The sequence below is a fragment of the Variovorax sp. 10N412 genome (genome assembly GCF_056394985.1).
Map to the genome: position 1 here is coordinate 430386 of NZ_JBFTIO010000002.1, position 13189 is coordinate 443574.

Consider the following 13189-nt stretch of genomic DNA (forward strand, 5'->3'; position numbering starts at 1 on the left):
CACGCACGCACGATGTACCAATACACAGAATTCGATCGCCAGTTCGTTCATCAACGAGCCGCCCAGTTCAGAGACCAGCTCGAGCGCTGGCAAAAGGGCAAGCTGCCCGAGGACGAGTTCCGCCCGCTGCGGCTGCAGAACGGCTGGTATGTGCAGCGCTACGCGCCCATGCTGCGCGTGGCCGTGCCCTACGGCGAACTGTCGAGCCGCCAGATTCGTGTGCTGGCGCGCATCGCCCGCGAATACGACGAGCCCGAAGCCGAGGTCTACCGCAAGGCGCTGGAAATCCAGGGCGGCATGGGCAGCCACAAGCTGCCGACCCACTACGCCCACTTCTCGACGCGCCAGAACGTCCAGTACAACTGGATTCCGCTGGCCAAGTCGGCCGACGTGATGGACCTGCTGGCCTCGGTGGACATGCACGGCATCCAGACCAGCGGCAATTGCATCCGCAACATCACGAGCGACGAGCGCGCCGGCATTGCGGTCGACGAAATCGCCGATCCGCGGCCGTTCGCGGAGATCATGCGCCAGTGGAGCACGCTGCACCCTGAATTCGCCTTCCTGCCGCGCAAGTTCAAGATCGCCATCACCGGCGCCACCGAAGACCGCGCGGCCACCGGCTGGCACGACGTGGGCCTGCACGTGGTGAAGAACGAGGCCGGCGAACTCGGTTTTCGCGTGCAGGTGGGCGGCGGCATGGGCCGCACCCCCATCATCGGCACCGTGCTGCGCGAGTTCCTGCCGTGGCAGCAGATCATGAATTACCTCGAAGCGGTGATCCGGGTCTACAACCGCTACGGCCGCCGCGACAACATCTACAAGGCGCGCATCAAGATCCTGGTGAAGGCCGAAGGCCAGCGCTACATCGACGACGTGGACGCCGAGTACAAGCAGATCCTGGAGGTCGACGGCGCACCGCACACCATCACGCAGGCAGAGTACGACCGCGTGGCCGCCTCCTTCGTGCCGCCGACGCTGGCCACCCGCGTGCTGCAGAGCGCCGAGAAGACCGACGCCGAACTGCGCGCCCACGCCGCCGACGACGTGCAGTTCGCCCGCTGGCTCGCCCGCAACGTGGCGCCGCACAAGAACCCCGCGCTGCGCGCCGTCACGCTGTCGTTCAAGCGCCTGAAGCAGGCGCCCGGCGATGCGGATGCCGACCAGCTCGACACGCTCGCGCAACTGGCCGATCGGTTCTCCGCCGGCGAAGCCCGCGTGACGCACGACCAGAACGTGGTGCTGCCCTGGGTGCATGCCGAAGACCTGCATGCGCTGTGGCTCGCCGCCCGAGCCGCCGGCCTGGCCAGCGCCAACGTGCACCTGCTGACGGACATGATCGCCTGCCCCGGCGGCGACTTCTGCTCGCTGGCCAACGCGCGCTCGATTCCCATCGCCGAGGCGATCACCGAGCGCTACCAGGACCTGGACGAGCTCGACGACCTGGGCGAGATCGACCTGCACATCAGCGGCTGCATCAATTCGTGCGGCCACCACCACAGCGGCCACATCGGCATCCTCGGCGTCGACAAGGACGGCAAGGAGTGGTACCAGGTGTCGCTGGGCGGCTCCGACGGTTCCGCGCTCAGCGGCGCGCCGGTGGCCGGCAAGGCCGTGGGCCCCTCGTTCTCGGCGGCCGAAGTGCCGGGCGTGATCGAGGCCGTGCTCACCACCTACCGCGACACCCGTGTGTCGGGTGAGACCTTCATCGACACATTGCGGCGCGTGGGGCCAGACCCGTTCAAGGCCGCGGCCAACGGTGCGCGTTTCAAGGTGGAGGAAGCAGCATGAAGAAGACTCTCAACATCCTGGCTGCCGAAGACCACATCGACGACGGCGACCCCAAGGTGCTGCAGCTCGCCAACGACGCCGACCCGTTCGCCATCGAGGCCTGCCTGTCGGACATCGAGCGCATCGACCTGAACTTTCCCAAGTTCACCGACGGGCGCGCCTACAGCCAGGCCTTCCTGCTGCGCCGCCGCCTGGGCTTCACCGGCGACATCCGCGCCACGGGCGACGTGCTGATCGACCAGCTGGTGCAGATGGAACGCACCGGCTTTTCCAGCGCCGTGCTGAAGGAAGGCGTGGACGCCTCCGACGCGCAGCGCCAGTTCGACCGCTTCTCTGCCTTCTACCAAGGCGATGCAGTGAAGACCGCGCCGCACTTCGCGGCCGGCAACTGAGCGCGCTTACCAAGACCTTCGACATGAGCATCGACCTCGCACGCATCAACACCGAACTCGGCCGCAACGCCGAGGGCCTGGTGGACTGGGCCATCGGCCTGGGCCAGCCCGCGATCATCACCACCAATTTCCGACCCTTCGAGGCCGTGATCCTGCACATGGTCACGCGGGCCAAGCGCGATGTTCCCGTGGTCTGGATGGACAACGGCTACAACACCGAGGCCACCTACCGCTTTGCCGACGAGGTGACCCGGCAGCTGGGCCTGGACCTGCACATCTACCTGCCCCGCCGCTCGCGTGCGCACCGCGAAGCGGTGGAGGGCCAGACGCCCGCGCTCGACGATCCGCGCCACGCCGCGTTCACCGAAGAGGTGAAGCTGGAGCCCTTTGCCCGCGCGCTGCGCGAGACGGCACCCAAGGTCTGGTTCACCGCGCTGCGGGCCACCGACACGGCGGTGCGCGCGCAGATGGACCCGGTCTCGGTCAATCCGGACGGCCTCATCAAGGTGGCTCCGCTGCTGCATTGGTCGTCCAAGGATCTTCACGAGTACTGCGTGAAACACGGCCTGCCCAACAACTTCGACTACGTGGACCCGACCAAGGGCGAAGACAACCGCGAGTGCGGCCTGCATCTCGCGCACTGAGCGCCAACGGCTCACCGATTCCCAGCATTCAGCAAGCACCCCATCCGATGAACGCCCGTACCGAAACCGAACTGCTGCTGTCGCCGGCGCACCTGTCCAACACGCACCTCGATGCGCTGGAGGAAGAAACCATCTTCATCCTGCGCGAGGTGGCGGCCGCCTTCGAGCGCCCCACCCTGCTGTTCTCGGGCGGCAAGGACTCGCTGGTGCTGCTGAAGTGCGCGGAAAAGGCGTTCGGCGCGGGCCGCATTCCCTACCCGCTGCTGATGATCGACACGGGCCACAACTTCCCCGAAGTCACGGCCTACCGCGACCAGCGCGCGAAGGAGCTGGGCGCCGAACTCATCGTGCGCAACGTGGAAGACTCGATGAAGCGCGGCACCGTGCGCCTGGCCCACCCGGGCGAGTCGCGCAATGCGCACCAGTCGGTGACGCTGCTCGAGGCGATCGAAGAATTCCGCTTCGACGCGCTCATCGGCGGCGCCCGCCGCGACGAGGAAAAGGCGCGCGCCAAGGAGCGCATCTTTTCGCACCGCGACAGCTTCGGCCAATGGCAGCCCAAGGACCAGCGCCCCGAGCTGTGGACGCTGTTCAACACGCGCCTGGCCCCGGGCGAGCACTTCCGCGTGTTCCCCATCTCCAACTGGACCGAGCTGGACGTGTGGCAGTACATCGAGCGCGAGCACGTCGGCCTGCCGTCGATCTACTACACGCACAAGCGCGAAGTGGTCGAGCGCCGCGGCCTGCTGGTGCCGGTGACCGAACTGACCCCGCCGCGCGACGGCGAAACGGTGCAGGTGCGCGACGTGCGCTTTCGCACCGTGGGCGACATCACCACCACCTGCCCGGTGGAAAGCCTGGCGGCCGACGCCGCCGACGTGGTGCTGGAGACGCTGTCGGTCGACGTCAGCGAGCGCGGCGCCACGCGCATGGACGACATGACGTCCGAAGCTTCGATGGAAAAACGAAAGAAAGACGGTTACTTCTGATGAGCGCGACCACTGCAACCCCTGTCACGGCCGGCATTCACGGCGACACCGGCACCGCCCTGCGCTTCATCACCTGCGGCTCGGTCGACGACGGCAAGAGCACGCTCATCGGCCGCCTGCTGGTGGACAGCAAGACCGTGCTGCAAGACCAGCTGGCCGGCGTGCAGCGCGGCGGCGAAACCGACCTGGCCCTGCTGACGGACGGTCTCTCGGCCGAGCGCGAGCAAGGCATCACCATCGACGTGGCCTACCGCTACTTCTCGACCGCCAGGCGCAAGTTCATCATTGGCGACGCGCCGGGCCACGAGCAGTACACGCGCAACATGGTGACGGCCGCCTCGGCCGCCGACGCCGCCGTGGTGCTGGTCGACGCGACCAAGCTGGGCTGGGCCGCCGAAGTGGAAGACGGCACCGTGGTCTCGCGCGAACTGCTGCCGCAGACGCGCCGCCACACGCTGCTGTGCAACCTGCTGCGCGTGCAGTCGATCGTGTTCGCGGTGAACAAGCTCGACGCGATCGCCGATGCCGGCCTGGCCTTCGAACGCATATCGACCGCGCTGAACGCCTTTGCCGAAGCGGCCGGCGTGCGGGTGGCGGCCATCGTGCCGATCTCGGCGCTCAAGGGCTGGAACGTGGCCACGCGCCACGCCGACTGGGTCGGCTACGAAGGCCCGAGCCTGCTCGAGCTGCTCGAGGACCTGCCGGTCACGGTGCAGGACGAAGCCGTGCCCTTCGCCTTTCCGGTGCAGTGGGTCGAGAAGTTCTCCTCGTCGGCCGACACCTCGCAGGGCCGCCGCGTGTTCTGGGGCCGCGTGGCCTCGGGCCATGTGGAACCCGGCCAGCGTGTGACGGTGCTGCCGAGCAACCAGACCGCCACCGTCGCCCAGGTGCTCAACCACACGCGCCATCCGCAGGCGGTGCATGCGGGCCACAGCGCGGGCATCGTGCTCGACCGCGAGGTCGATGTGTCGCGCGGCGACTGGCTGCTGGCGCCCGAGGCTTTCGAGCCGGTGCGCGAGATCACCGCCACCGTGGCCTGGCTGGACGACGAGCCGCTGGTCGCGGGCCGCGTGTACTGGGCACTGCAGGGCCACCGCTGGGTCAAGGCCAAGGTGGCGCGCATTGTCGACCGGGTGAACATCACCACCCTCGAATCGGAGCCAACCACCCAGCTGGAAGCCAATGCCATCGGCGACGTGGTGCTGGCGCTGCAGCAGCCGCTGGCGGTGCTTCCCTTCGCGCAATCGCGCGCGCTCGGCTCGCTGGTGCTGGTCGATACGGCCTCCCACAAGACCGCCGCTGCCGTGCTCGTGCAGCCCGCCGCCGCAAAGGCCTAAAATCTGGGGTTTTCCCCGATCACATTGACGTCAAAAAACAAATGACCCACGTCGTCTCCGAAGCCTGCATCCGCTGCAAATACACCGACTGCGTGGACGTTTGCCCCGTCGACTGCTTCCGCGAAGGTCCCAACATGCTGGTGATCGACCCGGACGAATGCATCGACTGCGCCGTCTGCATTCCCGAATGCCCGGTCAACGCGATCTACGCCGAAGAAGACCTGCCGGCCAACCAGATCGCCTTCATCAAGATCAACGCCGAGCTGGCCGTCGCCGACGGCTGGAAGAGCATCACCAAGCGCAAGCCCGCGCTGCCTGACGCCGAAGAGTGGAAAGACAAGACCGACAAAGCCGGGGAGCTGGTGCGCTGAACCAGCCCACCGCCCCTGCCGTGGCCATCGAAACCGACGCCCTGATCGTCGGTGCCGGCCCTGTCGGGCTGTTCCAGGCCTTTCAGCTGGGCCTGCTTGAAATTTCCTGCCACATCGTCGATGCACTGCCCGCCGCCGGCGGCCAGTGCGTGGCGCTGTATGGCGACAAGCCGATCTACGACATTCCCGGCACCCCCATGACCAGCGGGCGAGACCTCGCGCAGTCACTGCTGGATCAGGTGGCACCGTTCAAGCCGCAGTTTCACTTCGGCGAGCAGGTCGCCACGCTGGCGCGGCAAGCCGATGAGCGGCTGCTGCTGACGACCTCGGCCGGCAAGGCCTTCATGGCGAAGACGGTGTTCATCGCGGCCGGCGTGGGCGCCTTCGTGCCCAAGCGCATCACCATCGAAGGCATTGCGCAGTTCGAAGGTTCCACGCTTTTCTATCACCCCGAATCGCTGGACCGCTTCGCGGGGCAGACGGTGGTGGTGAACGGTGGTGACGACATCGCTCTCGAAACGGCCATTGCGCTCACGTCCATCGCCGGGCAGGTCACGCTGGTCCACCGGCGCGACGGCTTCCAGGCCGACGAGGCGAACATCGCCGCGATGCGCGCCCTCGTGGCCGCGGGCCAGCTGGCCTTCCGCGTCGGCCAGCCGACCGCCTTCGACGGCAAGCAACTGCAGATCACCCCGCCCGATGCAACGACCCTCGACCTGCCGCTCGATGCGCTGGTCGCCTGCCTCGGCATTTCGCCCCGGCTCGGGCCCATCGCCGACTGGGGCCTGGAACTGGAGCGCAAGCAGGTGCCCGTCGACACCGAAAAGTACGAGACGCGCGAGCGCGGCGTGTTCGCGGTGGGCGACATCAACACCTACCCCGGCAAGAAGAAACTCATCGTCTGCGGCTTCCACGAGGCCACGCTGGCGGCCTGGGGCGCTACCGCCATCGTGTTCCCGGGCAAGGCCGTGCCGCTGCAGTACACGACCACCAGCACGCGGCTGCACGAGCTGCTGGGCGTGGCCAAGCGCAACGGAGCCTGATCAGGCGCGGGGCAGCAGCGCCCCGTATTCGCCGATGAAGCTGCCGATGGCGGCGACGAAGCGGTCGATGTCCGCATCCACCACCGGCAAGGACAGCACGACGAAACCGCGCGGCGAGGCATAGATGCCTTGCGCCAGCAGGTGGAAGAACAGCAACTGGCGCAGCCGCCCGTCGATACCGGCCAGGTCTTCGCTACGAACCACCTCGCCCTTCACGAAATGCGCATTCATCAGCGAGCCCAGGCCGGTGAACTGCAGCGCCACGCCCTCCTTCTCGCACAGCGCGTTGAGCCGCGCGCGCATCGCCTCCCCGCGCGCGGCCAGTGCGCCGGCCGCCTCGGGCGGGAACAGCTGTGTGAGTCCCGCGTAGCCCGCCGCCATCGTCATCACGTTGTTGTTGAAAGTGCCCGAGTGCGACAGCGGCCCGGTGCGCGGGTCGAACAGCGCCATCACGTCGGCGCGCCCGCCGAAGGCGCCGAAGGACATGCCGCCGCCGATGTACTTGCCCAGCGTGGTCAGGTCCGCGCGAATGCCCAGCTGGTTGGCCAGCCCGTGCGGCGCGAGGCGCGAAGTCATCACCTCGTCGAATATCAGCAAGGCGCCCACGCGTGTGGCCGATTCGCGCAAGGCCTGCAGGAAGTCGAGCCGCCCCGGAATGCAGCCGCTTGCACCCTGCATCGGCTCGACCAGCACCGCCGCCACGTCGGCGCCGTGTTTGTCGATCTGCTCGCGCGCCGCCTGCGCGTCGTTGTAGGGCAGCACCAAAAAGTCGAACGGCACCGTCGTCGGCAGCGGCTGGGCGCCGAAGCCCAGCACGCCGCCGTGGTAGCCACCCGAGAACACCACGATCTTGCGGCGGCCCGTGAAGTGCAGCGCCGCGGTGAGCGCCATCAGGTTTGCCTCGGTACCCGAGTTGGTGAAGCGCAGCTGCTCGATCTGCGGAAAGCGCTCGCAGATGAGCTGGGCCAGCCGGCCTTCGAGCAGGTTGTGGCCCGTGAGGTTGATGCCGCTCTTCATCGCCTCGACGACCGCGTCGCGGATCTCGGGTGCGGAGTGGCCGTAGACGCCGGCCGTGTACTCGGCGATGAAGTCCGCATAGCGGTGGCCGTCGGCGTCCCACAGCGTGGCGCCCTCTCCCCTGGCGATGGTCAGCGGGAACGGGGAGTAGAACAGCACCGAGCGGCTGTTGGCACCCGGCATGTAGCGCGACTGTTCGTCGAACTGGCGGCGGCTGGCCGGGTTGCGGTCCGCGAAGCGTTGGTGGGCTTCGTGGACAGCCTGGTCGATGGCGGCACGCGTCATGGGAAATGTTCTCCGGGCAGGCGTTTACAGGTCATCGATCAACAAATTAATTGATCGATGCTCAATTAATATTATTTATACAGCCAATTCAGCTGCCGCACAATGCAGCGGATGCCGACACCGACAAAGACGAAAGCGCCTGCCAAGGCCAAACCCGAGCCCGGAGCCGAGCCCCGGACGGCCGGCCGCCCCCCCGGCAGCGCGGCCCTGACCAAGCAGCGCATCGCCGAAGCCGCGCTCGAGCAGATCGACGAGTTCGGCCTGGGCGCCTTCAGCATGCGCGAGCTGGCGGCACGGCTGGGCGTGTACCCGGCCACGGTGCACTGGCACGTGAGCACGCGCGAGGCGCTGCTGGCCGAGGTGGCCGCCGCCGTCATGGCGGAGGTGGCGCCGCCGCCGGGCAAGCTGGCCTGGCAGGCATGGATCGCCGAACTGTTCCGCCGCAGCCGCGCCGCCGTGCGCCGCCACCCCAACGTGGCGCAGCTGCTGGGCGCGCAGCTGGTGTCGAACGGCAGCCTGCCGATCGAGCTGGTCGAAGGGGTGCTCGCGGCGCTCACCGAAGCCGGCTTCGAAGGGGAGCCGCTGCTGGAGGCCTACAACTGCGTGATCGCGGCGATGCTGGGCTTCCTGACGATGGAGTTCTCGCCCCTGCCCGCCGACAACACCCAGGCCTGGGCGGAAGAGTTGCGCGAGCGCGTGCACACCATTCGCCCGCTCGACCATCCGGTGCTCACGCGCAACCTGCCGCTGATGGCCAACAAGGCCTTCATCCTGCGCTGGGACAACGGCACCACCGTGCCGCTGGACGGCAGCTTCGAGCGGCACATCCAGATCACCGTCGACGGGCTGGAGGCGTTCGCGCGCAGGGTCAGGGCGGGCTGAGCTCGAGCAGCTCGTAGAGCACCATGCGCGTCTGCCGGCCGCGCAGTTCGGCCAGCTCGACGATGCGCCGGGTCGCGAGCCGCCCGCCGAGCCCTTCGAAGGTCGCCTGCGAAATGAGCGTGCGCGTGCCCAGGTCCTTGTTGGCGCCCTCGATGCGGCTGGCCACGTTGATCACGTCGCCCACGGCCGTGTACGACAGCCGGTCACTGGAACCCAGCACGCCCGCGATCGCCATGCCGGTGTGAATGCCGATGCGGGTGCGGAACTCGCGCTTGCCTTCGGCGCGCCACCGGGTATTCAACGCGTTCATCTCGGCATGCAGTTCCAGCGCGGCCGTGCAGGCGCGGTACTCCGCGTCTTCCAGGTCCGAGGGCGCGCCCCACAGCACCATGATGCCGTCGCCCATGAACTTGTCGACCACGCCGCCGTGCCGAGCGAAGATGCGCGCCGCCAGGTTGAAGTACTCGGTCAGCTGCTTCACCAGCACGTCGGCGTCCAGCGATTCCGAGATGGAGGTGAAGCCCTCCACGTCGGTGAACATCGCGGTGATGCGGCGCGGCGAGCCGCTGGGCGCAAGCGCATGGCCCTCGGCGATGAGCTGCTTGATGAGGTCCACCGGCACGAACTTGCTGAAGGCCTTGAGGCTGCGCGCGGAATCGTCGAGCGCCTGGTTCAGGTGCTGGATCTCCAGCACCCGGCTCGATGCGAGCGGCAGGTTGTCCAGCTCCAGCCGCCCGATGCGGCGCGCCACGCGCGCGAGGTTCTCGATCGGCAGGGTCACGAGCTTGGACAGCCGCAGCGCGATGAACAGCGCCACTCCCAGGAAGCTCAGCGTCAGCAGCAGCGCCAGCGCCAAGGCGCGCTGCAGTCCGCCGAGCAGCACGTCCTCGTGCTCCCAGCTCACCAGCAGCCAGCCCGTGGGCGCGATGCGCGAGGTCTGCGCCATGTAGCGCTCGCCGTCGTGCACGAACGAAAAGGCCGAGTCCTCGGCACCGCCCACCGTGCCGTCGGCCAGGATGTGCGCGTGCAGCGCGCCCAGCACGCCGCTGTCGGGCTGCGCCAGGCGACGAACCGGGTCGGGGTGGTCGCTGCGTGCGAGCACGTGGTCGTCGGCGCTCAGCACGGCGCTGTCGCCGTGGCCCGTGCCGCCGAACACGCGCACCAGGCGCGACAGGTGGCCCAGCGACACATCGGCGCCCAGCACCAGCGCCTGCACGCGGCCCTCGTCGTCGCGCCGCAGGCTGGGCAGTGCGTAGGTCATGTTGAGTTCGCCGCTTTCGGCATCGACGAAGGGCGCGGTCCACAGCGCGCGGCGGACCGCCAGCGCCTGCACGACCCAGTCGTTGCGCGCGGGGTCGTGGTTGCTGCGGAAGGCCTCGATGCGCGTGGTGGCGTAGCGCTCGCGCGGGTCGCCGTCGCCCACGGTGTCGGGCGGCGCCTTGAACTCCCAGGTCTCGGTGCTGAAGGCGGCATCGCGCAGCACCTGCCACACAGCGGACACGGGATAGCGCTCGGCCATCATCTGGTGCCCGTCGTCGCTCACGACGCCGATGCTGTCCAGCTCGGGCGTCTGCTCCAGCGCCGCCCAGAGCAGCTCGGCCGTCTGCTCACCGTCCTGGCCCGCGGGGTGCAGGCCGGGCGTGTGGCCGAGGGCGCGCACCAGCGCCTCGGTCTTGGCCAGAAAGGCGAGCACGTTGTCCTCGACCCGGTCGTGGTTGACCTTGTGCGCCGATTCGCCGACGCGCGACACCAGCCGCTGCGCGCCCCAGTACCCGAAGGCCACCAGCAGCAGCGACTGCACCAGTGCGACCAGGCAGATGATGGTGCCGACGTCGACCCTGAAGCGCCGCATGCGCGCAGGCGGGGATGAAGAAGCCGGCGATGCCGCCCTTTCGTCCGGATGACTCAAATCGTCAGCCATGGCAGTTCCTCTCTCGTGCACCAGCGTGCCCGCCCCGTTTCTTGTTCGCTTCCTGCAGGCAGCCGATGACTGCCGCGACCGAAGATGGGCGCCATTCTGGCCCCGATCCGGCGGGGGCTGACGTGCTCCCGGGCGCGTTTTGCGGCAGGGGATAAAATCCGGTCCGCACCGCAGTTCGCCGCGGTGCATTGCTAGGGGTGTCGAGCCGGAACGCGTTCCGGGGCTGACTGAGAGAGTCCCTTTGAACCTGACTGAGGTAATCCTCGCGCAGGGAAGCTGGTCCGGCGGCCTGTCGCGTTGTCTCGCGCGACGGCCGAGCCGCTGGAGCCTCGCCCACCTGCCAAACCTTTTGCACTGGAGCAAACGGATGGCACACGACAACAACGGATCCTTCCCCGCCAACGAGGCGCTCACGCCACTGCCCGCGTCGCAACGCGTGTTCGGCTGGCACGACCACGCCTCGCTGTGGTTCAGCCTGGGCGTGGGCCTGCTGGTGATGCAGATCGGCGCCTACCTGGTGCCGGCCGTGGGCACGCGCGACGCGGCCCTGGCGATCGTGCTGGGCTCCTGCCTCGGCGCCGGCCTGCTGGCCTGGACCGCGCGGCTGGGCTGCGAAAGCGGCCTGGCCAGCGCAGGCCTGATGCACGTCACCTACGGCAGCGCCTTTGCGCGGCTGCCGGTGCTGCTGAACATCGTGCAGCTGGTGGGCTGGACCACCTTCGAGCTGGTCATCATGCGCGAGGGCACGCAGGCCATCGGCCAGGCGGCATTCGGCCCTTCGCTGGGCACGGCATGGGGCGGCGTGCTGACCACGCTGCTGTGGGGCGCGGTGCTGCTGGCGCTGCTCGCGGGCTCGATGGTGAAGCTGGTGCGCCGCTTCGTGAGCCGCTTCGGCCTGCCGCTGGTGGTGCTGTCGCTGCTGTGGCTCAGCTGGCAATTCGCCACCCGGCTTCAGGCCAAGGGGCTGGACGCCTTCTGGGCGCGCCCCGGCGACGGCAGCATGGGGCTGTTCGGCGCGCTGGACCTGGTCATTGCCATGCCGGTGTCGTGGCTGCCGCTGGTGGCCGACTACGCGCGGCACGGCAAGCGCAGCGCGGGTGGGCTGGGCAGCGCCTTCAGCGGCACGTGGATCGGCTATGCGCTGGCCAACGTCTGGTGCTACGCGCTGGGCGTGATGGTGGTGAGCGTCGCCGAGCCGGGCACGGAACTCGTGATGGCGCTGCTGCTGGCCCAAGGCGGGCTGGTGGCGCTGGGGCTGATCCTGATCGACGAGCTCGACAACGCGTACGGCGATGTCTACTCCGGCTCCGTTTCCACGCACAGCCTGTTGCCGCGCTGGAGCGTGAAGCGCTGGGGCCTGCTGCTGGCCGCGCTGTGCATCGCACTGGCGCTGGTGCTGCCGATGCACACGCTGGAGCCCTTCCTGCTGCTGCTGAGTTCGGTGTTCGTGCCGCTGTACGGCGTGATCATCGGGCGCATGGGCAGTGGCCGTTCCGTATCGCTGGCGGGCGGGCGCAAGGTCGACGTGCTTGCAGCGCTGATCTGGATCGCGGGCATCGCGGCGTACCACGCGCTCGCCAAGTGGGCGCCGCAGTTCGGCTCGGCCCTGCCGACGCTGGCGGCGACCTTCGTGCTCGCGTGGCTCAGCCGGCCGAGGCCGATGGCGACCACGGCAGGCGGTGCATCGGCACTGGCGCGAAACCGTGGTTGAGCGGGCCATGGCCGGCACCGACCTTCACGCCCGCACCGGCCGCCATGGCGCCGAGGATGTAGGCGCGCGCCCGCTCGACCGCGTCGGGCAGCGTCGCGCCCAATGCCAGGTGCGCGGCAATGGCGGACGACAGCGTGCAGCCCGTGCCGTGCAGGTTGCGGCTGGCGATGCGCCTGGAAGCCAGGCGCTTTCTTTCGCCACCGGCCTGCAGCAGCACGTCGACCACGTCGTCGCCGGGCAGGTGGCCGCCCTTGAGCAGCACGGCCTTCGCGCCGAGCGCCAGCAGTTCGTCGGCTGCGGCGTCGAGCGCGTCGATGCCGTCGATGGCATGGCCGATCAACAGGGCCGCTTCGTCGAGGTTGGGCGTGACGACCAGCGCGCGCGGGAACAGCTCGCGCACCAGCACCTGCACCGTTTCGGCCGCGATCAGGCGGTCGCCGCTGGTGGCGACCATCACGGGGTCGAGCACCACGTTCTTCAGCTGGTAGCGGTCGATGGCCCAGGCCACCACCTCGACCACTTCGGGGGCATGCAGCATGCCGAGCTTGACGGCATCGACGCCGATGTCTTCCACCACGGCCTGGATCTGCGCCTTGAGGAACTCGGGCGGTACGCCGTGGATGCCCGACACGCCCAGCGTGTTCTGCGCCGTGAGCGCGGTGATGGCCGTCATGCCGTAACAGCCGAGGGCCGCGAAGGTCTTCAGGTCGGCCTGGATGCCTGCGCCGCCGCCGCTGTCGGAGCCGGCGATGGAGAGCACGCGTGCGTAGCGCTGGGTGGGTGCATGGGTCATGCTGAAAATTATC

12 protein-coding genes are annotated in these 13189 nt (G+C 68.5%); 9 read left to right on the plus strand and 3 right to left on the minus strand.

Going from position 1 to position 13189, the window contains the following annotated elements; genetic code table 11:
* The first annotated feature begins 12 nt into the window (after positions 1 to 12).
* The 7 genes from AC1DJH_RS07535 to AC1DJH_RS07565 are packed head-to-tail and all read left to right on the plus strand — an operon-like array spanning position 13 to position 6567.
* The gene (locus AC1DJH_RS07535) at positions 13 to 1791 is read left to right on the plus strand and encodes a nitrite/sulfite reductase (RefSeq protein WP_435483858.1); all 1779 of its coding nucleotides are present in this window, start codon (positions 13 to 15) and stop codon (positions 1789 to 1791) included.
* A complete protein-coding gene (locus AC1DJH_RS07540; protein ID WP_435438180.1) occupies positions 1788 to 2183 on the plus strand; it encodes a DUF934 domain-containing protein in 396 nt (131 codons plus the stop codon). Before AC1DJH_RS07535 ends, AC1DJH_RS07540 begins: the two co-directional genes overlap by 4 nt.
* Before the next feature lie 23 nt (positions 2184 to 2206).
* A complete protein-coding gene (locus AC1DJH_RS07545) occupies positions 2207 to 2827 on the plus strand; it encodes a phosphoadenosine phosphosulfate reductase domain-containing protein (RefSeq protein ID WP_435438179.1) in 621 nt (206 codons plus the stop codon).
* 47 nt (positions 2828 to 2874) lie between these two features.
* Positions 2875 to 3816: a sulfate adenylyltransferase subunit CysD gene (cysD, locus tag AC1DJH_RS07550; protein ID WP_435438178.1), complete on the plus strand. Its 942-nt coding sequence runs from the start codon at positions 2875 to 2877 to the stop codon at positions 3814 to 3816.
* Entirely contained in the window at positions 3816 to 5153 is a 1338-nt protein-coding gene (locus AC1DJH_RS07555; protein WP_435483862.1) for a sulfate adenylyltransferase subunit 1, read from the plus strand. The genes cysD and AC1DJH_RS07555 overlap by 1 nt, the downstream gene beginning before the upstream one ends.
* A gap of 41 nt (positions 5154 to 5194) precedes the next feature.
* Positions 5195 to 5524 (plus strand): ferredoxin FdxA, encoded by a 330-nt coding sequence (fdxA, locus tag AC1DJH_RS07560; RefSeq protein ID WP_435438176.1) that lies wholly within the window; start codon positions 5195 to 5197, stop codon positions 5522 to 5524.
* Positions 5521 to 6567 (plus strand): NAD(P)/FAD-dependent oxidoreductase, encoded by a 1047-nt coding sequence (locus tag AC1DJH_RS07565; RefSeq protein ID WP_478185489.1) that lies wholly within the window; start codon positions 5521 to 5523, stop codon positions 6565 to 6567. Before fdxA ends, AC1DJH_RS07565 begins: the two co-directional genes overlap by 4 nt.
* Here the strand turns inward: AC1DJH_RS07565 and AC1DJH_RS07570 are convergent, their stop codons facing one another.
* Positions 6568 to 7869: an aspartate aminotransferase family protein gene (locus AC1DJH_RS07570; RefSeq protein ID WP_478185273.1), complete on the minus strand. Its 1302-nt coding sequence runs from the start codon at positions 7867 to 7869 to the stop codon at positions 6568 to 6570.
* 111 nt (positions 7870 to 7980) lie between these two features.
* Here AC1DJH_RS07570 and AC1DJH_RS07575 point away from each other — a divergent pair, with 111 nt between their 5' ends.
* The gene (locus AC1DJH_RS07575) at positions 7981 to 8751 is read left to right on the plus strand and encodes a TetR/AcrR family transcriptional regulator (protein WP_478185274.1); all 771 of its coding nucleotides are present in this window, start codon (positions 7981 to 7983) and stop codon (positions 8749 to 8751) included.
* Here the strand turns inward: AC1DJH_RS07575 and AC1DJH_RS07580 are convergent.
* Positions 8738 to 10672 (minus strand): adenylate/guanylate cyclase domain-containing protein, encoded by a 1935-nt coding sequence (locus tag AC1DJH_RS07580; protein WP_478185275.1) that lies wholly within the window; start codon positions 10670 to 10672, stop codon positions 8738 to 8740. The two genes, AC1DJH_RS07575 and AC1DJH_RS07580, sit on opposite strands and share 14 nt — an antisense overlap.
* A gap of 367 nt (positions 10673 to 11039) precedes the next feature.
* On the opposite strand from AC1DJH_RS07580, the gene AC1DJH_RS07585 reads away from it, so the two are divergent.
* Positions 11040 to 12383, plus strand: coding sequence for a purine-cytosine permease family protein (locus tag AC1DJH_RS07585; RefSeq protein ID WP_478185276.1), 1344 nt, complete (start codon positions 11040 to 11042; stop codon positions 12381 to 12383).
* Here the strand turns inward: AC1DJH_RS07585 and thiD are convergent.
* Positions 12316 to 13176, minus strand: a complete 861-nt coding sequence (gene thiD, locus AC1DJH_RS07590; RefSeq protein ID WP_472115108.1) for a bifunctional hydroxymethylpyrimidine kinase/phosphomethylpyrimidine kinase — start codon at positions 13174 to 13176, stop codon at positions 12316 to 12318. The genes AC1DJH_RS07585 and thiD overlap by 68 nt on opposite strands.
* Positions 13177 to 13189 lie beyond the last annotated feature (13 nt).

What these genes read in the sequence shown, in the direction of transcription:
- AC1DJH_RS07535 (WP_435483858.1), top strand. Translation starts at nt 13, where the DNA reads ATGTACCAATACACAGAATTCGATCGCCAGTTCGTTCATCAACGAGCC.
- AC1DJH_RS07540 (WP_435438180.1), top strand. Translation starts at nt 1,788, where the DNA reads ATGAAGAAGACTCTCAACATCCTGGCTGCCGAAGACCACATCGACGAC.
- AC1DJH_RS07545 (WP_435438179.1), top strand. Translation starts at nt 2,207, where the DNA reads ATGAGCATCGACCTCGCACGCATCAACACCGAACTCGGCCGCAACGCC.
- cysD (WP_435438178.1), top strand. Translation starts at nt 2,875, where the DNA reads ATGAACGCCCGTACCGAAACCGAACTGCTGCTGTCGCCGGCGCACCTG.
- AC1DJH_RS07555 (WP_435483862.1), top strand. Translation starts at nt 3,816, where the DNA reads ATGAGCGCGACCACTGCAACCCCTGTCACGGCCGGCATTCACGGCGAC.
- fdxA (WP_435438176.1), top strand. Translation starts at nt 5,195, where the DNA reads ATGACCCACGTCGTCTCCGAAGCCTGCATCCGCTGCAAATACACCGAC.
- AC1DJH_RS07570 (WP_478185273.1), bottom strand. Translation starts at nt 7,869, where the DNA reads ATGACGCGTGCCGCCATCGACCAGGCTGTCCACGAAGCCCACCAACGC.
- AC1DJH_RS07575 (WP_478185274.1), top strand. Translation starts at nt 7,981, where the DNA reads ATGCCGACACCGACAAAGACGAAAGCGCCTGCCAAGGCCAAACCCGAG.
- AC1DJH_RS07580 (WP_478185275.1), bottom strand. Translation starts at nt 10,672, where the DNA reads ATGGCTGACGATTTGAGTCATCCGGACGAAAGGGCGGCATCGCCGGCT.
- AC1DJH_RS07585 (WP_478185276.1), top strand. Translation starts at nt 11,040, where the DNA reads ATGGCACACGACAACAACGGATCCTTCCCCGCCAACGAGGCGCTCACG.
- thiD (WP_472115108.1), bottom strand. Translation starts at nt 13,176, where the DNA reads ATGACCCATGCACCCACCCAGCGCTACGCACGCGTGCTCTCCATCGCC.